We start from the raw sequence: 22,340 nt of genomic DNA, 5'->3' as shown, positions 1-22,340 counted from the left end.
GCGGCGCTGCTGAGCCTGGATCTCCCCGCCCGCCCCTTACCGGGCGTACCGGGTGACCTCGATCCGGATCGTCTCGACGAGGGCCCGGCTGCGGCCGGTGCGGCGGCGGTAGGGGCCGAGCGCGGGCGGGGCCTGGGCCCGGTTCTGGCTCACGAGGGTGAAGGAGGTGGCGCCGAGCCGGTCGAGGAGGCGGACCGCCGCCGCCAGGTCGGCCCGTCGCGGCGCCGTGAGCCACGGGCGGGTCGGGGTGTAGGAGGCGCCGCCCTCGCGCCAGAAGTGGTAGAGCGCCCCCGAGGTCGTGACGACGGGGCCCGGCTCGGCGGCGACGGCGCTCGTGGTCCGGCCGTAGTCGTGGGTGCGCACCGCCAGCCACGCCAGCCCGACGCCCGTCGCGGCGGCGGAGACCGCGATCATCGCCACCGCGCCGCGCCACGGGACCCGCTCGAGCGCGACCGCGGCGACGACCGCCAGCAGGAGCCCGGAGGTCAGCTCGTACCGGCCGCCCCACTGCGGGCCGGCGCCGCCGCCGAACTGGGCCAGCCACACCAGCGGCAGCGCGAGGAGCGCGATCGCGACCGGTCGGCGGAAGGCGGGCCGGCGGTTGGCGACGACGAGCCCGACGACGACGAGCGGCGAGCAGACGAGGAGCCCGGGGAGGAAGCTGAGCCCGGCCCGGAGCCGCAGGCCGTAGCCGAGGGCCGCGACCCCGAGCGCGAGCCAGCCGACGAGGCGGCCGTCGCGGCGCGGGGCCAGCAGGCGCAGCGCGGCCACGGCCAAGCCGAGCACGATCATGGCCCCGAGGAGCCAGTCGAGCGCGGTGTCGAAGCCGTTGAGCCCGATCGTGGTGCTGACCGCCTCGTTGGCCCGGAGGGCCAGCGAGGACGCGGCGCCCGACGCGGCCGTGGAGGTGCGCGAGGCGCGGTACGGCGAACCGAAGGCGAGCACCTCGAGGCCGGTGTTGGCGAGGAGCGGGAGGAGCAGCGCGCCGGCGGCGGCGGCGCCGTCGCGGACGAGGTCCCGACGCGGCCACGGCCGACCCGCCCACACGACGACGACGACCGCGACCGCGGCGTAGACGAGGGCCTCGGTCCGCATCGTGGCGGCGACGCCGAACAGGGCCCCGGCGGCCGCGGCGGCGCGCCAGCCCGCCGTGCGGTCGGCCACGTCGAGGAGGAGGACGACGGCCCAGATCGTCGCGGCGAGGCCGAGCGTGTGCTCCCAGAAGTCGAGCGAGTACACGACGACGGGCGTGGCCAGCCCCACGAGCCAGAACGCCAGGTCGCCGCGGCCGCCGAGGCGGCGCGCCAGCGCGCGGGCGCCGAGGGCGGTGAGCACACCGCCGAGCATCGGCAGGACGAGGATGGCGCGGACGCCGCCGAGCTCGTAGAGCGGGTAGGCGGCGTAGAGCATCGGGAGCGTGGTGACGTTGACCCACTGGCTCCCGCGGTGGTCGGTCTTCACGATCGGGTAGAGCGCCCCGCGGGGGTCGAGCGCGTGCGCCCAGTAGCCGAGGTCGGGGTGGAGGTCGCCACGGGCGTCCATAGCCCGGAGGGTCGCCACCTTGCCGCCCACGTCGGAGGCCATGAAGGCCCGCGGGTCGTTGGCGAGGGAGAGCCCGCCGTAGATCGCCAGCAGCAGCGCGGCCGCGAGCAGCGGGCGGCGCCACCAACTGGTGCGGGCGGGAGGGGCGGCCGTCGCGGCCGCCGGACGCGGCGGCGCGACGGTGGCGGTCACCCGTGCTTGCGGGCGCGCAACAGGAGCAGCCGGGGGATCGTCGCCGCCGCCGCGTACTCCGGGGCCCGCTCGAGGAACCCCGGCGGGGGCGGCGGCTCCTCCATGCGCTCGACCAGGAGCCCGCAGTCGGCCATCACGTTGATGTATCGGCTCAGCGGACGGTGCATGAAGGGCAACCTGACGCCCGGCGCCACCTCCTCCATGGCCACGTCGTCGGGCAGGTAGGGGCCGACCCGCCAGTACTGCTCCCCCACGATGTGGTCGTCGATCCAGCCGCTGCCCGGCGTCTGGAGGAGGGGGTGGTTCAGGAAGCAGCAGAACCGCCCGCCCGGCGCCAGGACCCGGGCGACCTCGTGCACCGCCGGCTCGAAGGGGTCGAGGTGCTCGAGGGTCAGGCAGACCACGACGGCGTCGAAGCGGGCGGCCCCGAACGGCAGCCGCTCGGCGACGGCGCGCGCGTAACGAACGCCGCCGCCGCGGGTCGCCGCCGTGGCCAGCTGGCCGGCGGTGGGGTCCACGCCGACGACGACGACGCCGGCGGCGGCCACCCGTCGCGCCACCTGGCCCTCGCCGCAGCCGACGTCGAGCACCTGCCGCGCGCCGGCGAGGTGCTCGTCGACGAGCGGGAGGATCTGCTCCTCGTACTCGGCGTCGACGCCGTCGGTGAAGTGCTCCTGCCACCACGCCGCGTGCGTCTCCCAGCTCACCGGCGGCACGCTACGGGGCGACGGGAGGCGGGCCGGACGCCGCGCTCGCTACGTCAGGCCGAGGCGGGGGGCCAGGTAGCGACCGGTGTGGCTCCCGGGCGTCTTCGCCACGTGCTCGGGCGGGCCCTCCGCGACCACCTGCCCGCCGGCGTCGCCGCCCTCGGGGCCGAGGTCGACGATCCAGTCGGCGGACTTGACCACGTCGAGGTTGTGCTCGATGACGAGCACCGTGTTCCCGGCCTGCACGAGGCGGTCGAGCACGCCGAGCAGCCGCCGGACGTCCTCGAAGTGCAGCCCGGTGGTGGGCTCGTCGAGGATGTAGATGGTGCGCCCGGTGGCGCGCTTGCCGAGCTCGGAGGAGAGCTTCACCCGCTGCGCCTCGCCGCCCGACAGCGTCGGCGCCGGCTGGCCGAGCCGCACGTACCCGAGGCCGACGTCGACGAGGGTCTGGAGGTGGCGGGCGATCGTCGGCTGGTTGGCGAAGAACCCGAGCGCGTCCTCGATCGACAGGTCCAGGACCTCGGCGATGTTCTTGCCCTTGAACGTGATGTCGAGCGTGTCCCGGTTGTAGCGGGCGCCCTTGCAGACCTCGCACGGCACGTACACGTCCGGCAGGAAGTGCATCTCGATCTTGATCGTCCCGTCGCCGGCGCAGGCCTCGCACCGGCCCCCCTTCACGTTGAACGAGAACCGGCCCGGCAGGTAGCCGCGGACCTTCGCCTCCTGGGTCGCCGCGAACAGGGCCCGGATCTTGTCGAAGACGCCGGTGTACGTCGCCGGGTTCGACCGCGGGGTGCGACCGATCGGCGACTGGTCGATGTTGATCACCTTGTCGAGGTGCTGCGCGCCCTCGAGGGTCTTGTGACGGCCGGGTGCGATCCGGGAGCGGTAGACGCGCTGCATGAGGGCGTGGAACAGGATGTCGTTCACGAGCGTCGACTTGCCGCTGCCGCTCACCCCCGAGACCACGACGAAGCAGCCGAGCGGGAACCCGACGTCGATGTCGTGCAGGTTGTGCTCCCGGGCGCCGCGCACCACGAGCCAGGCGTCCCCCGGCTCGCGCCGGCGCTCCGGCACCGGGATCGACCGCTCCCCGGTCAGGTACTTGCCGGTGATCGAGCGGGGCTCGGCCGTCACGGCCGCCAGCGGCCCGGACACGACGATCTCGCCGCCGTGCTCGCCCGCCCCGGGGCCGATGTCGACCACGTGGTCGGCGACCCGGATCGTCTCCTCGTCGTGCTCGACGACGATCACGGTGTTGCCGAGGTCCCGCAGCCGGAGCAGCGTGTCGACGAGGCGCTGGTTGTCTCGCTGGTGCAGGCCCACCGACGGCTCGTCGAGCACGTAGAGGACGCCGACGAGGCCGCTGCCGATCTGGGAGGCGAGGCGGATCCGCTGGGCCTCACCCCCGGCGAGGGTCCCCGAGGAGCGGTTCAGCGACAGGTAGTCGAGCCCGACGTCGAGGAGGAACCGCAGGCGCTCGTTGACCTCCTTCAGCACCTGCTCGGCGATGAGCCGGTCCCGCTCCGAGAGCTCGAGGTCGCCGAGGAACCGCGCCGCCTTCGTGATCGAGAGCTCGCCGAGCTCGAAGATGTTCTGGCCGCCGACCGTGACCGCCAGCGACGCCGGGCGCAGGCGGGCGCCCCCGCACTGGGGGCACGGCACCTGTCGCATGTAGCCCTCGATCTGCTCCCGTGACCGGTCGGACTCGGCCTCGGAGTGGCGGCGCTCCAGCCACGGGACCACGCCCTCGAACGGCGTGTGGTACGAGCGGCGACGCCCGTAGCGGTTCCGGTACTGGACGTGCACCTCGCGGTTGCCGGTCCCGTAGAGCACGGGGTTGCGGTCGCGCTTGCGGAGCCGCTTCCACGGGGTGTCCACGTCGAAGCCGTACTCGTCGGCGACCGCCTCGAGCACCCGGTCGAAGTACCGGCTGCGGAACCCGGACCACGGCGCGATCGCGCCCTCGGAGAGGCTCAGGTCGTCGTCGGGCACCACGAGCTCGGGGTCCACCTCGAACCGGGTCCCGAGCCCGTCGCAGCGCTCGCACGCCCCGTAGGGCGAGTTGAAGGAGAAGTTCCGGGGCGCCAGCTCGTCGAAGGACAGGCCGCAGTGGCTGCAGGCCAGGTGCTCCGAGAAGGTAAGCGTCTCCACGTCCTCGTGCGGCTGGTCGTCGCGCGGCACGACCTCGACCTCGGCCACGCCCTCGGCGAGCCGCAGCGCGGTCTCGAGGGAGTCGGTGAGGCGGCGCTCGATGCCGGCGCGGCGGACGAGCCGGTCGACGACCACCTCGATCGTGTGCTGCTCGTAGCGGGCGAGCCGGGCCGGCGCCCCGCGGCCGAGCTCGTGGACCTCGCCGTCGACGCGCGCCCGGGTGAAGCCCTGCGTGGCCAGCTCCTTCAGGAGGGCGTCGTACTCGCCCTTCCGGCCCCGCACGACCGGGGCCAGCACCTGGAACCGGGTGCCCTCCGGGAGCTCGAGGACCCGGTCCACGATCTGCTGGGGCGTCTGCCGGGTGATGACCCGCCCGCAGTTCGGGCAGTGCGGCACGCCGATCCGGGCGTACAGCAGCCGCAGGTAGTCGTAGACCTCGGTGATCGTGCCGACGGTCGAGCGCGGGTTGCGCCCGGCCGACTTCTGGTCGATCGAGATGGCCGGCGAGAGCCCCTCGATGAAGTCGACGTCGGGCTTGTCCATCTGGCCGAGGAACTGCCGGGCGTAGGCCGAGAGGGACTCCACGTAGCGGCGCTGACCCTCGGCGTAGATGGTGTCGAAGGCGAGGGACGACTTCCCCGACCCCGACAGGCCCGTGAAGACGATGAGCCGGTCCCGGGGCAGCCGGACGTCGACGTTCTTCAGGTTGTGCTCTCGAGCCCCCCGGATCGTGAGATGCGTGCCCGCGGTGCGCTCCGCCACCGACCCAGCGTACCGGTCGGTGTCGCGTTCCGAACGGATGTTCGCCCCCGGCGCGGGCGTCGCGGGGCGCCCCGACCGCCGATCAGGGGCGGGCGTGCGGGGCCGTCGCGCGGCGGGTGACCGGGGCGGCGGCCGCCGAGCCGCAGAGCTCGCGCCGCGCCGCGTGGGGGTCGGGCGCGTAGCGGAAGCGGGTCAGCGCCCAGCTGTCGGCGACGTCACGGGCGAGCCCGGCCAGGGTCGGCGAGCCCCCGGTGTCGCGGGCGAGCTCGGCGAGGCGCCCGCAGCGGAGGGCGGCGCGGGCGTCGGCGGCGCGCGCGGCCAGGCCCCGGTCCGGGATCGGGGTCGACGCGTCGACGAACCGGGCGATGCCCCAGGCGGGGTCGAGGAACTTGTTGTGCCCGGGCTGGGCGAAGCGAGCGACCCGGACGTGGCTGCCCTCGGCGTCGCCGAGCCCGAGCAGGTCGAGCACGTCGACGTCCGGCCCGGCGGCGTACGAGAGCTGGCCGACGAAGGGGTAGGCGACGACCACCGGCGCGCCGACGCGCCGGCCCAGCGGCAATCGGAGCTCGTGGCGGTAGCCGCGGCTCGGCACCACCCAGAACACGCGCCGGCCGCGAGCGGCAAGCCGACGCGCCTCGGCCCCGTAGCGCGCCCACCCGTACCGGGTGTAGTCGGCGATCGACACCGGGTTGCGGTGCCGGGTGAGCAGCACGGTTCCCTCCCGCTCGTTGCTGATCGGCCCCGGCCCGTTCACCGCGTACGGGACCCGGAAGGACGTCGCGCAGAGCACGGCCCAGCCCGCGACGATCACGGCCATCGCGGCGCGCGGGTCGCGCCTCGGGCCCGACCGGATCGGCACCACCGCCACCGGCAGCACGAGCGCGAACAGCGGGACGAGGAGGAACCGCGCGTGCATGAAGTCGCCGCCGAGTCGCACCACGTAGAGCGTGGACAGCGCGGCGCCGACGACCGGTGCGAGGGTCACCGCCAGCCGGTCCCACGACCGGGCCCGGCACCAGCCGCGGATCGTTGGCGCCAGGCCGACGGTCACGACCACCGCGATCGGCAGCCACAGCCGGTAGGGCCCGACCGTGTCCCACACGTAGTGGACGCCCCTCCCCCACTCCGCCATCGTCGGCTCCTTGGCGATGGCGGTATTCGGGACGAGCGCGGCGTAGTAGCTGACCCGGAACGCCTCGTACGCGACGGGCAGCGCCAGCCCGGCCGCGACGAGGGCGGCGCGACGGCGCCAGCCCCGGGTCGGGTCGACGACGAGGAGGGCGGCGAGGAACGCGACGGTGAAGATGGCGAGGTCGGGTCGGATGAGCGGGCCCACGCCGGCGAGGACCGCCGCCCCGACCCCCGCGCGACACGGCCGGCGCGGGGCGCGCGCCAGCAGGGCGGCGAGGGCCCAGAAGCAGCCGGCCAGCCAGGCCAGGGCCAGGGCGGTCTCGAGCCCCGACGTCGCGAACTCCCAGAACGGGGGCAGCGCGGCGACGACGAGCGCGCCGACGGGCACGAGCCGGCGCGGCCGCTCTGGGCCGCTCGACGAGCGGCGCGCCAGGAGCCACGCGCCGCGCTCGCCCATGGCGAGGGCCCCGACCGACAGGAGCAGGCCCCAGCCCACCGCGATCCACTCGAGCGGGACGACCCGAACGACGCCTCGCGTCGCCGCGAGCAGCAGCACCCAGGCCGGGCTCGTCGACGCCTCGACGCGCGCCCCGGCGTTGAACACGAGCCCGTGCCCGTGCAGCAGCTGGTCGACGACCCGGAGGTTGATGAACCCGTCGTCGGCGATCCAGCGTCGCTGCCACGCCATCACGCCGAGGATCACCGGCGGGGCCGCGGCCACGACGAGGCCGAGCCACGGGCGCCGGCCGGCACGCGGCGGCGGATCCGACCCGTCGACGCGGCGACGCGGTGACAGGGTCGTCGGGGCCGCCACCATCCCCACCTAGATCGGCGGGTCCGGGGCCCGACCTGACCGCCCGACCCCTGACCGACCGTCCACCGAGTGGCGGGGCCGCCGAGCCCGAGGCGCGAGCCTCCCTAGCCCACCGCCCGGAGCTCGCGGCGGAGCTCGGCGATCTCGTCGCGCAGGCGGGCCGCCTCCTCGAACCGGAGGTCCTTCGCGGCGTCGTGCATCTCGTCCTGGAGCGTCTGGATCAGGCGCCCGAGGTCGTCGGGGGCCACGCCGGCGAGGTCGAACACCGCCGAGCGGGCCGGCGCGCGGCCCCGTCCCCGCCCTCGCGCCGGCGTGGCCTCGCCGTCGTCTCGGGCCCGGACCATCTCCAGGATGTCGGTGACCTTCTTGCGCACGGTCTGGGGGTCGATGCCGTGCTCGGTGTTGTAGACGAGCTGCTTCTGGCGTCGCCGGTTCGTCTCCGAGATCGCCTTCCGCATCGAGTCCGTGACCTGGTCCGCGTACATGACGACCTCGCCGTCGACGTTGCGGGCCGCCCGGCCGATCATCTGGATCAGCGACGTCTCCGAGCGCAGGAAGCCCTCCTTGTCGGCGTCGAGGATCGACACCAGCGACACCTCGGGGAGGTCGAGGCCCTCGCGGAGCAGGTTGATGCCGACGAGCACGTCGAACTCGCCGAGGCGCAGCGCCCGCAGGATCTCGACCCGCTCGAGGGTGTCGACCTCGCTGTGCAGGTACCGGACCCGGACCCCCAGCTCGATGAGGTAGTCGGTCAGGTCCTCGGCCATCTTCTTCGTCAGCGTGGTGACGAGCACCCGCTGGGCGCGGGCCTCGCGCTCCCGGATCTCGGCCACGAGGTCGTCGATCTGGCCCTTCGTCGGGCGCACGATGACCTCCGGGTCCACGAGCCCGGTGGGCCGGACGATCTGCTCCACGACCTGGGTCGACACCTGGAGCTCGTAGGGGCTCGGCGTCGCCGAGAGGAACACGACCTGGTGGACCTTGGCGTTGAACTCGTCGAAGCGCAGCGGCCGGTTGTCGAGCGCGGACGGGAGGCGGAAGCCGTGCTCGACGAGGGTCTCCTTCCGGGAGCGGTCGCCCTCGTACTGCCCGTGCAGCTGGGGGACGGTGACGTGGGACTCGTCGAGGATCACGACGAAGTCGTCGGGGAAGTAGTCGAGCAGCGTGTACGGGGCCTCGCCCGGCGCCCGGCCGTCGAGGTGCCGCGAGTAGTTCTCGATGCCGGCGCACGAGCCCACCTCGCGGAGCATCTCGAGGTCGTAGGTCGTGCGCATCCGGAGCCGCTGGGCCTCGAGCAGCTTGTCGTGCTCCTCGAGCCAGGCCAGGCGCTCCTTCAGCTCGGCCTCGATGCCGGCGATCGCGGTGCGCATCCGCACGTCGGAGGTCGCGTAGTGGGTGGCCGGGAACAGCACCAGCCGGTCCAGGTCCTCCACCACCTCGCCGGTTAGCGGGTCCACCGACGCGATGCGCTCGACCTCGTCGCCGAAAAGCTGGATCCGGACCGCCCGCTCCTCGTAGGCGGGGAACACCTCGATGGTGTCGCCGCGCACCCGGAACTTGTTGCGGGCGAACGCGAAGTCGTTCCGCTCGTACCGCAGCTCCACGAGCCGGCGGAGCACGGCGCGCTGGTCGCGCTCCTCGCCCCGGTCGAGGATGAGGCTCTGCCGCTCGTACTCGTCGGGGGCGCCCAGCCCGTAGATGGCGGACACCGAGGCCACGATGATCACGTCGCGCCGGGCCATGAGGGCGCTGGTGGCCGAGTGCCGGAGCCGGTCGATCTCGTCGTTGATCGACGAGTCCTTCTCGATGTAGGTGTCGCTCGACGGGAGGTAGGCCTCGGGCTGGTAGTAGTCGTAGTAGGAGACGAAGTACTCGACCCGGTTGGCCGGGAAGAACTCCCGGTACTCGGACGCCAGCTGGGCGGCGAGGCTCTTGTTCGGGGCGAGCACGAGCGTGGGGCGCTGGACCCGGGCGATCATCCCCGCGACGGTGAAGGACTTCCCGGAGCCGGTGATGCCAAGGAGCGTCTGGTAGCGGTCCCCCCGCTCGAGGCCGGCGACGAGGCCGTCGATCGCGGCGGGCTGGTCCCCGGCGGCGTTGAACTCCGAGACCAGCTCGAGCTTCGGCACCGGTCGATCGTACCGGGGTCCTACGACGGGTCGGCTCGGGGCGACGACCCGTCGGGGGCCGCGTCGCCGGCGGCGCGCCGGGCCTCGAGGTCCCGCCACACCTCCTCCACGCGCCGCTCGAGCGCGTCGAGGTCGCCGGAGTTGTCGATCACGTAGGTCGCCAGGGCCCGGCGGTCGGCGTCGCTGGCCTGGGCGGCCATGCGCCGGTCGGCGTCGACCCCGGACACGCCCCGCCGCTCGAGGCGGGCCCGCCGCACCGCCGCCGGCGCCTCGACCACGATGACGCGCTCGTAGCCCCGCGCCCGCGCCGCCGGCGACTCGGCGAGCAGCGGCACGTCGCAGACCACGACGGCGTCGGGAGGCGCGTCGCGGGTGCGGCGCGCGAACTCCTCGGCGATCGCCGGGTGGGTGATCGCCTCGAGGTCGGCACGGGCGGCGTCGTCGGCGAAGGCGACGCGGGCGAGCGCGGCCCGGTCGAGCCGCCCGTCGCCGTCGAGGATGCCGGGCCCGAACCGCTCGACGAGGGCGGCGAGCGCCGGACGGCCCGGCTCGACGACCTCGCGGGCGATGGCGTCGGCGTCGACGAGGACGGCGCCCCGGCGCACGAGCAGCTCGGCGACGGTCGACTTGCCCGACCCCATGCCCCCGGTGAGGGCGACGACCAGCACGCGGCGGATGGTAGGGGCCGGCGGCCGGGCCTTTGCCGCTCAAGCACCGGCCCTTAACTCGCCGATAACGCGGTAGGCCTGGACACCGGGGGGGCGGCGGAGACGACGGGACGGCGCATGGACCTCTTCGTGCTCAGGACCTGGATCCAGGCCCGCCTCGCTCGCGACGAGCGGGGGGCGAACCTGGTCGAGTACCTCCTGCTGGTCGGCCTCATCGCCATCGCCGTGATGGCCGCCGTCATCTTCCTCGGCTCGCAGATCAGCCCGACGTTCAGCCAGGCCGGCAGCCACCTCAGCACCGGGTCCTGACCCGGCCGGCGCCGCCGCTCAGCGCACGTCGTCGCGCACCAGGACCACCCGGTCGGGGTCCTGGGCGAGCCGCCGCCAGTGGCCGCTGCCCTCCACGAGGCTCACGAGCGGGTCGCCGCGCGGCCACACGATGACCTGGATGTCCCGGCGCGCCAGCACCGCCGCCCACCCCGGGCGGGCGCGGGCGAGCGTGAAGTAGTCGTCGATGACCGCCCGCGGGTACATGTCGTAGCGGTCGTCGATGAAGACCTGCTGGCGGGGCCAGTCCCGCAGGATGACGTAGCCGGCGTCGGCGTCGGTGGCGAGGAGCCGCTTCCCGAGGAGCCCGTCGCGCTGGAGGGTCCGGAGGGCGCGGACCGGGTAGCGGTCGAAGGCGAAGCTCGGCTGCTCGGCGGCCCGGGCGGTGAAGACGGCCACGACGACGACGAGGACGGCGGCGAGGGCCCAGCCGACGGCGGCGGTGCGGTCGACCGCCCGTCGGCCGGCGGGCCGGGCCACCGCCCGCGCCGCGATCGGCAGGCCCACGAGCGGGGCCAGGGCGATGTTGCGGAGCGCCCACAGCCCGAGCAGGAGGAACGGCAGCGACACCAGCAGGTCCCGTCGCGACGTCCGTCCCGGGGCGCGGGCGAGCAGCGCCGCGAACACGACGATCCACACCGCGAACGGGAGGCTCCGGGCGGAGTGGAAGTCGGGTGACTGCCACTCGACGACGTGGCGGAGGATGTCGGAGCGGGCGAGCAGCGCCACCGGGAACGTCACCAGCCCGACGCCGTACGGGTTCACGAAGCACGCCGCCGCCCCGATGGCGGTGCCGGTGAGCAGCTGGCGCTCGCGTCCCCGCCACGGGGGGTGCCCGTCGAGCCCGCGGCCGAGGAGGTGGAGGCCGAGGTAGGCGAACCCGAGGGCGAAGCTGCCGTGCACGTTGGCCCAGCACCACAGGAGGATCGGGAGCGCGAGGACCGGCCGTCGCCCGACCCGGCTCTCGGGCACCTCGACGACCCAGAGGAGGACCACGAGGGCCAGCACGCCGAACACGAGCGGCCGCTCCGACCAGAGGGTCTCGAGGCTCCCGAGCGCGACGGCGGTGAGGAGCGCGGCGCGGACCCGGTCGCCGCTGAGCCGCAGCGCGAGACGGAACGCGAGCACCGCGATGGCGACGCCGGTCAGGCCGATGAGCAGCCGGATCCCGAACGCCCCCACCTCCCGGTTGATCGCGGCGTAGCCGAGCTCGGCCAGCCAGGACTGCAGCACCCACGGGGTGCCGTGCGCCGCGAACGAGAACGGGTCAGTCCGGGGGAAGCCGCGGTCCAGGATCAGCTGGCCCGCCCGGAGGTGCCAGAAGAACGAGTTGTCGGTGAGCCGCTCGACGCCGATGGCCCAGCCGAAGAGGCCGAACACGGCGGTGAAGAGCGTGTCGAGGCTCGGCCCGCGGCGGGTCGGGGCGGCGGTGGGGGGCGTCGTCGGCGTCGCGGGCGCCTCGCGGGTGGCGGTGGCGAGCGACACCGGTCGCGCTTACAGCGTGTGGGCGATCTGGAGCATCGCCGGGCCGAGGATCACGACGAAGATCGAGGGGAAGATGCAGAACACCATCGGGAACAGCATCTTCACGGGCGCCTTCTGGGCCTGCGCCTGGGCCCGCTGGCGACGAGCGATCCGCATCTCGTCGGCCTGCGCGCGCAGGATCCGGGAGATCGACACGCCGAAGGTGTCGGCCTGGAGCATGGCGAGGATGAAGGTGCGCAGCTCGGGGACGTCGCAGCGCTGGTCCATCGCCCGCAGGGCGTCGGCCCGGCTCGAGCCGAAACGGGTCTCCTGCAGCATCCGCCGGAACTCGTCGGACAGCGGGCCCGGGATCGCCGACGTGGTCCGGTCGAGGGCCTGGTCGAACCCGAGGCCCGCCTCGACCGAGATCACGAGCAGGTCGAGGATGTCGGGCAGCTGCACGGCGATGTCGTGGCGGCGACGGTCGATGGCCCGGGCCAGGTAGACGTCCGGCAGGAGGAACGAGACGCCCCAGCACACGATGACGAACGCGAAGGTGACGATCGCGGAGGTGTGGAGCCCGAAGAGGAAGAGCGGCAGCCACACGAGGCCGCTCATGAGCCCGAGCAGCTTCCAGACCAGCACCTGGTCGACGCTGATCCGGGAGGCCAGCCCGCCGTGCACGAGCTTGCGGGCCACCTCGTCCCGGTACCCCTGCGGCGTGAACCGCTGGACGACGCCCGCCGCCGCCTCCGCCAGCGGGTTGAACACCCGCTCGCTGATCGGCGCCAGCATCTCCTGGTCGCGCACGTCCTGGATCTGGTAGCCCTCGAGGCGGCGCAGCGACTCGCGCACCTCGGCCCGCTCGACGACGACGCCCGTGGTCAGCAGCCCGATGAGCAGGACGGCGCCGGCGAGGGCGGCCGCGATCACGAGCGGGGACACGTCAGACCTCGATCGCCATGAGCTTGCGGAGCCAGAAGAACCCGATCACCGCCATCACCCCCGACGCGATGACGGCGATGACGCCGATGCCGTTCTCGAACAGCACCTTCATGTAGGTGGGCTGGATCGCGTAGAGGACGATCGCGAACCCGGGTGGGAAGACGCCGAGGATCCACGCCGAGAGCCTTCCCTCGGCCGTGAGGGCCAGGATCTCGCGCTTCAGGCGCTCCCGCTCGGTCATCGTGTTCGAGACCGTGTCGAGGAGCTCGGCGAGGTTGCCGCCGACCTCGCGCTGGATCCGGATCGCCATGACCGCCCACATCAGGTCGACGCTGTGCATCCGCTGGGCCGAGTCCTCGAGCGCGTCCTCGATGGGCCGGCCGAGGCGGCTCTCGGTGAAGCACCGCTGCAGCTCACGCCGCGACGGCTCGGGCGCCTCCTCGGCGACGGCCTCGAGGGCCTGGGCGAACGAGAACCCGGCCCGCATCGAGCCCGCGAAGAGGTTCAGGACGTCGGGGAGCTGGACCTCGAACTTCCGGAGCCGCCGGTGGCGGCGCAGCTCGAGGTACACCGGGGGCCCGATCCCGGCGACGATCGCCAAGATGAGCGCCGGTGGGGGGCCGAGGAGGAGCAGCGCGCCGACGACGACGACGAACGTGGCCGCGCCGTAGAAGAAGATGGCCTCGGTCGGGCGCACCGGCAGGTCGGCCTGCTCCAGCTTCTCCTCGACGCGGTTCAGGAGCCCGACCCGCTCGGCGATCCGCCCGGTGAAGTCGGCCATGTCCTGGACCAGGCGGGTCTCGGCCAGGGCCCCGTCCCCGCGGCCCAGGGGGCGCTCCGGCTCGGGCTCCTCGCCGTAGCCGGTGAGCCGGCGCTCGAGGGCGCCGCGGTGGTCGCCCGTGATCAGCATCACCGCCATCGCGAACGCCAGCACCGCCCCGGCCATGATGGCCGGGAGCGCCAGCCGCCAGGTCGAGTCGACCGCCGCGACGACGCCGCTCATCGTCGCATGCCCCCCCGGCGCGACAGCTGCTCGCCGCTGAAGAGCGACTGATCAAGGTTGACGCCGAAGTTGGCGAGCCGCTCGGAGAAGCCCGGGCGGATGCCGGTGCTCTTCAGGTGCCCGAGGAACTGCCCGTTGGCGTCGATCCCCATCGAGTAGTCGAACAGGTAGATGTCCTGGAGCACGACGACGTCGCCCTCCATCCCCATCACCTCGCTGACGTGGGTGACCCGACGGGTCCCGTCGCGCAGCCGGGACAGGTGGACGATGAGGTCGAGGGCCGAGGCCATCTGCTCCCGGATGACGCGCACCGGCAGGTCCATGCCGGCCATGAGCGCCATCGTCTCGACCCGCGAGAGCGTGTCGCGAGGGGCGTTCGAGTGCACCGTCGTCAGCGACCCGTCGTGGCCGGTGTTCATGGCCTGCAGCATGTCGAGGGCCTCGGCGCCACGGGCCTCGCCGACGACGATGCGGTCGGGCCGCATGCGCAGCGCGTTGCGGACCAGGTCACGGATCCGGATCTCGCCCTTGCCCTCGATGTTCGGCGGCCGGGCCTCGGTGCACAGGACGTGCGGCTGCTGGAGCTGGAGCTCCTTCGCGTCCTCGATGGTGATGATGCGCTCGTCGGGCGGGATGAACGACGACAGCACGTTCAGCAGCGTCGTCTTGCCGGTGCCGGTGCCGCCGCTCACGATCACGTTGAGCCGGCCGCGCACGCAGCAGTCGACGAAGTGCGCCAGCTGCTCCGACATGGTGCCGATCGCGATGAGGTCCTTGACGGTGAACGGGTCGGCCCGGAAGCGCCGGATGGTGAGGAACGGCCCCCCGATGGCCAGCGGGTGGACGATGCAGTTGACGCGGGACCCGTCGGGCAGGCGGGCGTCGACCATCGGGGTGGCCTCGTCCACGCGCCGGCCGACCTGGCTCACGATCTTGTCGATGATCCGCCGGAGGTGCTGCTCGTCGACGAACCGGACGTCGGTGCGGGTGATCTTGCCGTCGCGCTCCACGAACACCTGCTGGGGTCCGTTGACCATGACCTCGCTGATGTTCGGGTCGCGGAGGAGCCCGTCGATCGGTCCGTAGCCGAGGATGTCGTCGAAGACCGACTGGAGCAGGGCCTGGCGCTCGGCCGACCCGAGGGCCAGGTGCTCCTGGGCCAGGGCCCGCTGGAGGGTGTCGCCGACCTGCTTGCGCAGCTCGGCCTCCGAGACCCCCCGGTCGTAGAGGATCGGGCCGAGCTCGGCCACCACGAACTGGTGCATCTTGTGGCGGAGGTCCTCGAGGGCGTGGGCGCGCGCGGTCACGCGCGGCGCCGTCGCGGGCGTCGGCGCCCCGGCCGGCGGCCACTGGCCGGTGACGGTCATGCCCGCAGCGCCCGTCGGGCCCGCCGGCCCTTGGCCCCGGTGCTGGCCATCTCCGGACCGAGGAGCGAGAGGGCGATGCGGTCGATGGCCCGGCTGGCCGGCGAGCCGGGCGCGTGCTCGACCACCGGCACGCCCGCGTTCACCGAGATCGGCACCGCGATGTCGGAGGGGATCGGGAACTGGGCCGGGAGGCCCAGCACCTGCTCCACCTCGTTGACGTCGAGCTTCACCTGGGTGTTGGCCCGGTTCAGGATCAGGTGCGTCTTCGGGCCCGCGACCGCGAGGAGGTCGAGGACCTGCATGCCGATCTTCAGGTTCTTGACGCTCGGGATGTCCATCCCGCCGACCAGCAGCACCTCGTCGGCGGCGTCGATGAGCGCCGACGCGACGTCGTCGAGCTGCGCCGGGAGGTCGGCGATGACGAACCCGCACCAGCTCTGCAGCGCCTCGCACACCGCCACCAGCTCGGCGGGCAGGACCCCGCCCGCCAGCATCGGCTCGGTGGGGGCCGGGAGCACGAGCAGCCCGCTCGACCGGTGCCGGCTCAGCATGCTGCGCACGAGCTCGACGTCGCCGTACTGGGCCGCGGCGACGGCGTCGAGCACGGTCTGCTGCGGCGGGAGGCCGAGCAGCACGGCCACGTCACCGAAGTTCACGTCGGCGTCGACGAGCGCGACCTTCTGGTCGGTGCGGTGCGCGAGCGCGACCGCGACGTTGATCGCCACCGTGCTCTTGCCGGTCCCGCCCTTCGGCGAGTACACGACGACGAGGCGACCGGGCACGCTGCGGGTCGCGGCGACGGCCGGCACCCGGCTCGGCCCGCCGGCGAGGAGCCCGCCGACCCGGTCGACGGCCGGGCCGAGGGCGGCGGGGTCGGCGGCGGCCACGGTGTCGCGGGCGCCGGCCCGGAACGCGGCCTGGAGGACCTCGCTCGAGACCTGGTCGACGGCGAAGATGGCGCCGAGCTCCGGGTGGTTGGTGATGAGCCGGTGCACCTGCTCGAAGCCGTAGGCGGTGGCGAGCCCCGGGCCGAAGACGGCGACGAGCGGCCGGCCGGGGCGGAGGGCCTGCACGAGCTGCTCGACGGCCTCGAACTGCGCCGCCGTCGCCAGCGCGGTGCCGAGCCGCAGCCGCCAGCGCCCGTCGGGCTCGACGATCGCGATGTCGTAGGGCGCGGGCGCGCCGGCGTTCCACTGCACGCTGGGCGCGCCACCAGGCTCGATGGCCATCCGGCTACCGCCCGCTGGCCGGGACGGTCGCGCCCCCGCTGCCGCTGGCGCCGAGGGACCGCAGGCTCAGGTAGAGCGTCCCGGCGTGCGCCGACGATTCGACGCGCAGCGCGTCGGCCGCCGAGACCTGGAAGGTGATGAGACCGCTCGAGGCCGCCGAGGTGGTCGGCTGCCCGTTCGACCCGGCGTTGGCGGCGGTCTCCTGCCCGACGGCGAGCACCCGGACGTCCTGGAGCAGGTACTGGGCGCCGGCGTCGTTGACGACGGCGATGTCGACGTGGTCACCGGGGGCGATCGTGTTGGCGACCGCGTGCGCGGAGTCGACCGAGACCGTGACCGCGACGAGGTTCGGGTTGCTGCCGAGCGCCGCGGCGAGGGAGCCGCCCCCGCCCTGGGCCGGCGACACGAAGCTGGCCGCGGTGATGAACTGCTTCGCCGCGATCGTGGCCGCGGCGACCTTGCCCTTCAGGGTGCTGCTGTCGGTGACGGCCCCGGGGGGGATGCTGCCCCGGAGGACCTTCGCGGTCGTGATGAGCCCGTTGCCGACCGCGGTGTCGCCGGTCGTGCCCTTGGCGATGTCGGCGGAGGCCACGAAGGCCTCGACGACGGCGACGTTGCGCTGGGCGCGCTGGTCGGCGGACGAGACGTAGAAGTAGACGCCGATCCCGGAGACGGCGGCGAGGATGACTGCCGCGGCCGCGATCAGGGTGCGGCGATTGCCCACGGGCTCGCTCCCTCAGTCGGGCCCCCCTTGCGCCCCAAGGTGATCCCGACCCTCATCGTCGGCCCGCGCCTCACCCACCTTGAGGCTCAAGTGGCAGCGCCCGCGCCGGCGGGCCCGCGGCGGCTCAGGCGTCGTCGGTGGTGACGGCCGCAGGGGCGTCGGCGTCGGCGGCGGTCTCGAGGCTGGCGGCGGTGTCGCCCGCCCCCTCGCCCTCGGCCGTTCCCGCCGCGGCCGGCTCGCCGACGGCCGGCCCGATGTAGTTGCCCTGCTCGTCGTAGGCGTGCTCGCCGAACTGGTCCTGGTACTCGGCGGCGACGACGCCGCCCTCGGCGGCCTGCTTGATCGACAGCGAGATGCGGCGCCGCTCGAGGTCGATGTCGATGATCTTCACCCACAGCTCCTCGCCCGGGGTGACGACCTGCTCGGGCGCCTCGACGTGGTGGCCGGCCATCTCGGAGATGTGGACCAGGCCCTCGATGCCCTCGCCGACCTGCACGAAGGCGCCGAAGGGGACGAGCTTCGTGACCCGGCCGTACACGAGCTCGCCGACCTGGTGGCCGTCCGCGAACTCCTGCCACGGGTCCTGCTGGGTGGCCTTCAGCGACAGCGAGATGCGCTCGCGCGACAGGTCGACGTCGAGGACCTGGACCGTCACCTCGTCGCCGACCTGGACCACCGAGCTGGGGTGGTCCACGTGCTTCCACGACAGCTCCGACACGTGGACGAGGCCGTCCATGCCGCCGAGGTCGACGAAGGCCCCGAAGTTCACGACCGACGACACGACGCCCTGGCGGATCTCGCCCGGCTTCAGGTTGGCGAGGAACTCGTCGCGCTGCTCGCGCTGGGTCTCCTCGAGGTAGGCGCGGCGGGACAGCACGACGTTGTTGCGGTTCTTGTCGAGCTCGATGATCTTGCACTCGAGGGTGCGCCCTACGTACGGCTGGAGGTCGCGGACCCGTCGCAGGTCGACGAGCGACGCGGGGAGGAAGCCGCGGAGCCCGATGTCGAGGATCAGCCCGCCCTTCACGACCTCGATGACGGGGCCGGCGACGATGCCGTCCTTCTCCTTGATCTCCTCGATCGTGCCCCAGGCCCGCTCGTACTGGGCCCGCTTCTTCGAGAGGATGAGCCGGCCGTCCTTGTCCTCCTTGGTGAGGACGAGGGCCTCGAGCTCCTCGTCGAGCGAGACGACCTCGCTCGGGTCGATGTCGTTGCGGATCGAGAGCTCCCGCGACGGGATGACGCCCTCGGACTTGTCGCCGATGTCGAGGAGGACCTCGTCGCTGTCGATCTTGACGACCTTGCCGGTGACAATGTCGCCGTCGTCGAACTCGACGATGGTGGCGTCCACGGCGTCGGAGAACGACTGGCCCCCGAGATCGTCGAGGACGACGGGGGTGTCGTCGCGGGCGCTGTCGCTTCCCGCGGGGACGTCCTCGAGGACGGGGGCGCTGACGCCGCCCGTCGCCTCCTGCTCCGACAACCTGACTCCTCTGGACCCTGGCTGCCCGCGTCCCGGGACGCGAGCGCCGCGACCTCGGTGAGGTCGCCGACCCAGGCTACAGGTTCACGCGCGTCGTCGTGCCAGCAGCAGCAGCTCGGGCTGCTCGAGATCGGGCGGCGCGGCGCGGTAGCGGCCCGGTGTCACGCCGTGCACCGCGAGCACCTCGACGCCGCACCGCTCGGCGAGGAGCTCGAGCTCGCGCGCGGTGAAGCACGTCGTCCACAGGTCGGCGGTCCGCTCGTCGCCGGCCTCGTTCCGCAACGTCGTCCGCTCGTGGACCACGCCGGTGGCGGCGTCGAGGGTCTCCCCCGGCTCGAGGTGACGGGCGGCGAACACGAGCGAGCACGCCGACACCGCGAGGGAGCCACCGGGTCGCACGGCCCGGACGATCCGCCCGAAGACGTCGAGGTCGTCCCGGCCGCCGAGCAGCCCGAAGCCGCCCTGGCAGAGGCACACGGCGGCGTCGAACTCGGCGTCGGCGGCGAGGCCCCGCACGTCGAGGACCTCGAAGCGCGCCGACCGCCCCTCCCTCGCCGCCGCCGCGGCGGCGAGGGCGACGAACTCCGGGGAGGCGTCGACGCCGGTGACCCGCAGGCCCCGAGCCGCCAGGGCCAGGGCGTGCCGCCCGGGCCCGCAGCCGACGTCGAGCACGCGCTGGCCCGGCGCCAGCGCCAAGGCCTCGACCAGGAACGCGACCTCCTGGTCGGTCCCGCGGGTGAAGGCCGCCACCCGGCCCGTCCCGGGGGCCCAGTAGGCGGCGCCGAGGAACGCGGCCACCTCGTTGAACCACGGCCCCGTCGGCACCGGTGGCACCGGGCCGGCGCCCGACCCGGGGTCGGCCGCGGCGGGCCGGCTCACTTGGCTTCGGCCCAGTTGGGACCGAAGCCGAGGTCGACGACGAGCGGCACCGAGAGCTCCGTGACCGCCTCCATGGTGGTGCGCACGAGGGCCTCGACGTCGGCCCGCTCCTCGACCGGCACCTCGAAGACGAGCTCGTCGTGGACGGTGAGCAGCATGCGGGTGGCGAGCCCGGCGGCGGTGATCGCCCGGTCGACGTCGATCATCGCCAGCTTGAAGATGTCGGCGGCGGAGCCCTGCACGGGCGCGTTCTGGGCCATCCGCTCCCCCATCTGGCGGATGCGGAAGTTGTCGGAGGCCAGCTCGGTGATCTGGCGCCGCCGACCGAAGATCGTCGTGGTGTAGCCGCGCTCCTTGGCCTCCCGGACGGTCCGCCGCATGAACTCGGCCACCTTCGGGAAGCCCTCGAAGTACGCGTCGAGGATCTCGCGGGCCTCCTCGGTCGGGATGCCGAGCCGCGTCCCGAGCCCGTAGGCCTCCATCCCGTAGGCGAGCCCGTAGTTCACGACCTTCGCGAATCGGCGCTGGGAGGCGTCGACGTCGGCCTCGTCCAGGTGGAACACGGCGGCGGCGGTGGCGGTGTGGATGTCGGCGCCGCGCGCGAAGGCGTCGGCGAGCCCCGGGTCCTCGGCGAGGTGCGCGAGCACCCGCAGCTCGATCTGGGAGTAGTCGGCGGTGAGCAGCCCGCAGCCGGGCGCGGCGACGAAGACGCGGCGGAACTCGCGCCCGTCGGCCGTGCGGACGGGGACGTTCTGGAGGTTCGGCGCCTCGCTCGAGATGCGGCCGGTGGTGGTGTCGGTCTGCTTGAACGTGGCGTGGATGCGGCCGTCGGGGGCGATGAGCGGGGGCAGCGCCTCGGCGTAGGTGCCCCGCAGCTTCTCGACCTCCCGGTAGCGGAGCAGGTCCTCGATGATCGGGTGCTCGTCGACCATCTTCTGGAGCGAGTCGGCGTCGGTGGACGGTCCCGTCTTCGTCTTCTTGACCGGCGTGAGGCCGAGCTGGTCGAAGAGGATGGTGCGGAGCTGCGGCGTCGAGTTCACGTTGAACTCGGCGCCGGCGTGCGCCCACAGCCGGCGGACGAGCCGGTCGCACTCGGTGGCCAGGTCGGCCCGGATCTCGTCGAGGAAGCGGCGGTCCACGAGGATGCCCGCCGCCTCCATCTTGGCGAGGACCGGCACGAGGGGCCGCTCGATGCGCTCGTACAGGTCGGTGAGCTGCCGGGCCTCGAGGGCCTCGCGCAGCACGTCGGCCAGCCGGAGCAGGACGACGGCGCGGCGGCCGCACTCGTCGACGGCGGCGTGGCCGTCGAGGTCGAGGCGGCCCTCCTCCTCGTCGGGCGAGCGGACCTCGAGGGTGAGGTAGCGCAGGGCCAGGTCCTCGAGCCGGTACTTCCCCTCGGCCGGGTCGAGGAGGTAGGCCATGAGCGCGGTGTCGTCGCGCAGCGCGGCCAGGTGGTCGCCGAGGCCGTGCATGAGCTCCTTGGCCCGGTGCACGACGAGCGGCGGCCCCTCCTCGCCCACGAGGGCGCGGGCGGCGGCGACCACGTCGGGGTGGCGGAGGACGTCGACCGGGATGTAGGCGGCCCGGGTGTCGGCGGCGACGGCCACGCCCGCCAGCGGGCCGCCCGGGTCGGCCGCCCACCGGGGCTCGACCGCCACCCGGTCCGCCGACGCCAGGGCCGCGAGCCGCGCCGCGGCGGCGCCGGGCTCGCCGAGCACCTCGACGTCGGCCTCGAGGGTCTCGGCCACGGGCTCGGCCGCGACCTCGCCCACCGCCTCGAGTAGCCGGGGCCAGAGGGTGCGGAACTCGAGCTGGTCGAAGAGGACCCGGGCCTGCTCGCGGTCGAAGGGGACGAGGCGAAGGTCGGCCGGCCCGACCTCGACGTCGACGTCCCGTCGCAGCACCGACATGTCCCGGTTCAGGAGGATGCGAGCTCGCATCTCGTCGAGGCTCTGGCGCTGCTTCGGCGGCAGCTCGTCGAGGTGCTCGAGGATCCCCTCCACCGACCGGTAGGTGGTGACGAGCTTCGCTGCGGTCTTCTCCCCGATCCCCGGCACGCCGGGCAGGTTGTCGCTGGTGTCGCCGCGCAGGGCGGCGTAGTCGGGGTACTGCGCCGGGGTGACCCCGCCCGTGCGCTCGACGATCCCGGCCTCGTCGTAGAGGGCGTACTCGGAGACCCCCCGCTTGTTGTAGAGGACCTTCACGTGGGGGTCGTGCACGAGCTGGAACGTGTCCCGGTCGCCGGTGACCACGACCACGTCAAGGCCGGCCTCGTCGGCCTGGGCGGCGAGGGTGGCGATGACGTCGTCGGCCTCGACCCCCTCCACGGTGAGGACCGGGATCCGCAGGGTGTCGAGCACCTCCCGGACGAGCGGCAGCTGGGCCGAGAACACGGCCGGGGTCTCCTTCCGCCCGGCCTTGTACTCGGCGTCCATGGCGTCGCGGAAGGTCGGGCGGCCGGCGTCGAAGGCCACGGCCAGGTAGTCGGGCCGCTCGTCGCCGAGGACCTTCACGAGCATCGAGGTGAACCCGTAGACCGCGTTGGTGACCGTCCCCGCCTTCGTGGCCAGGTCGGTGGGCAGGGCGTAGAAGGCGCGGTAGGCCACCGAGTGTCCGTCGACGAGGAGGAGCTTCGGCATCCGCGGCGATCGTAGGCCCGACGTTTCGGAGGCCGACGGGGCCGGGTCAGTCGGGGGCGAGCTCCCCGTCGATCACCCGGCGGGCGATCTCGGCGATCTTCACCCGCTCGTTCATGGCCCGGGTCTGGATGAACCGCCACGCCGCCTGCTCGTCGTAGCCGTGCTCGCTCATCAGGCGCCC

16 protein-coding genes are annotated in these 22,340 nt (G+C 73.6%); 1 reads left to right on the top strand and 15 read right to left on the bottom strand.

All coding sequences use genetic code 11. The annotated features are described in order from the left end of the window. Positions 1-36 precede the first annotated feature (36 nt). The 6 genes from VG869_01700 to coaE all read right to left on the bottom strand — a co-directional run bounded on the left by VG869_01700 (position 37) and on the right by coaE (position 10,099). The gene (locus VG869_01700; GenBank protein HEV3449895.1) at positions 37-1,734 is read right to left on the bottom strand and encodes a hypothetical protein; all 1,698 of its coding nucleotides are present in this window, start codon (positions 1,732-1,734) and stop codon (positions 37-39) included. Beyond that, positions 1,731-2,441: a class I SAM-dependent methyltransferase gene (locus VG869_01695; protein ID HEV3449894.1), complete on the bottom strand. Its 711-nt coding sequence runs from the start codon at positions 2,439-2,441 to the stop codon at positions 1,731-1,733. The genes VG869_01700 and VG869_01695 overlap by 4 nt, the downstream gene beginning before the upstream one ends. A gap of 48 nt (positions 2,442-2,489) precedes the next feature. After that, on the bottom strand, positions 2,490-5,357 hold the full coding sequence (uvrA, locus tag VG869_01690) for an excinuclease ABC subunit UvrA (protein HEV3449893.1): 2,868 nt from the start codon (positions 5,355-5,357) through the stop codon (positions 2,490-2,492). An 82-nt stretch (positions 5,358-5,439) separates the two neighbouring features. Then, a complete protein-coding gene (locus VG869_01685; GenBank protein ID HEV3449892.1) occupies positions 5,440-7,302 on the bottom strand; it encodes a hypothetical protein in 1,863 nt (620 codons plus the stop codon). Between the two features lie 104 nt (positions 7,303-7,406). Further along, entirely contained in the window at positions 7,407-9,431 is a 2,025-nt protein-coding gene (uvrB, locus tag VG869_01680) for an excinuclease ABC subunit UvrB (protein ID HEV3449891.1), read from the bottom strand. A gap of 20 nt (positions 9,432-9,451) precedes the next feature. Further along, on the bottom strand, positions 9,452-10,099 hold the full coding sequence (gene coaE, locus VG869_01675) for a dephospho-CoA kinase (protein ID HEV3449890.1): 648 nt from the start codon (positions 10,097-10,099) through the stop codon (positions 9,452-9,454). Between the two features lie 117 nt (positions 10,100-10,216). Between coaE and VG869_01670 the strand changes: the two genes are divergently transcribed. Then, positions 10,217-10,408 carry a Flp family type IVb pilin gene (locus tag VG869_01670; protein ID HEV3449889.1) on the top strand — a complete coding sequence of 64 codons (192 nt, stop codon included), beginning with the start codon at positions 10,217-10,219 and terminating at the stop codon, positions 10,406-10,408. A gap of 18 nt (positions 10,409-10,426) precedes the next feature. Here the strand turns inward: VG869_01670 and VG869_01665 are convergent, their stop codons facing one another. The 9 genes from VG869_01665 to polA form a co-directional block, all read right to left on the bottom strand. Continuing rightward, positions 10,427-11,911 carry a hypothetical protein gene (locus VG869_01665; GenBank protein ID HEV3449888.1) on the bottom strand — a complete coding sequence of 495 codons (1,485 nt, stop codon included), beginning with the start codon at positions 11,909-11,911 and terminating at the stop codon, positions 10,427-10,429. A gap of 9 nt (positions 11,912-11,920) precedes the next feature. After that, positions 11,921-12,835: a type II secretion system F family protein gene (locus VG869_01660; GenBank protein HEV3449887.1), complete on the bottom strand. Its 915-nt coding sequence runs from the start codon at positions 12,833-12,835 to the stop codon at positions 11,921-11,923. 1 nt (position 12,836) lies between these two features. Further along, a complete protein-coding gene (locus tag VG869_01655) occupies positions 12,837-13,838 on the bottom strand; it encodes a type II secretion system F family protein (protein HEV3449886.1) in 1,002 nt (333 codons plus the stop codon). Then, a complete protein-coding gene (locus VG869_01650; protein ID HEV3449885.1) occupies positions 13,835-15,205 on the bottom strand; it encodes a CpaF family protein in 1,371 nt (456 codons plus the stop codon). Before VG869_01650 ends, VG869_01655 begins: the two co-directional genes overlap by 4 nt. Further along, positions 15,202-16,434: a P-loop NTPase gene (locus VG869_01645; GenBank protein HEV3449884.1), complete on the bottom strand. Its 1,233-nt coding sequence runs from the start codon at positions 16,432-16,434 to the stop codon at positions 15,202-15,204. Before VG869_01645 ends, VG869_01650 begins: the two co-directional genes overlap by 4 nt. Positions 16,435-16,438: 4 nt before the next feature. Continuing rightward, positions 16,439-17,158, bottom strand: a complete 720-nt coding sequence (gene cpaB / locus VG869_01640; protein ID HEV3449883.1) for a Flp pilus assembly protein CpaB — start codon at positions 17,156-17,158, stop codon at positions 16,439-16,441. Positions 17,159-17,282: 124 nt separating this feature from the next. After that, positions 17,283-18,641, bottom strand: coding sequence for a 30S ribosomal protein S1 (rpsA, locus tag VG869_01635; protein ID HEV3449882.1), 1,359 nt, complete (start codon positions 18,639-18,641; stop codon positions 17,283-17,285). 84 nt (positions 18,642-18,725) lie between these two features. Continuing rightward, positions 18,726-19,520, bottom strand: a complete 795-nt coding sequence (locus tag VG869_01630) for a class I SAM-dependent methyltransferase (protein ID HEV3449881.1) — start codon at positions 19,518-19,520, stop codon at positions 18,726-18,728. Next, the gene (gene polA, locus VG869_01625) at positions 19,517-22,159 is read right to left on the bottom strand and encodes a DNA polymerase I (protein HEV3449880.1); all 2,643 of its coding nucleotides are present in this window, start codon (positions 22,157-22,159) and stop codon (positions 19,517-19,519) included. The genes VG869_01630 and polA overlap by 4 nt, the downstream gene beginning before the upstream one ends. Positions 22,160-22,340 lie beyond the last annotated feature (181 nt).

This window comes from Acidimicrobiia bacterium (assembly GCA_035948415.1).
In the GTDB taxonomy this organism is placed as follows: Bacteria; Actinomycetota; Acidimicrobiia; order IMCC26256; family PALSA-555; genus PALSA-555.
The sequence above is the reverse complement of the archived record's forward strand: the minus strand, read 5'-3'. Positions and strand labels throughout refer to the sequence as shown.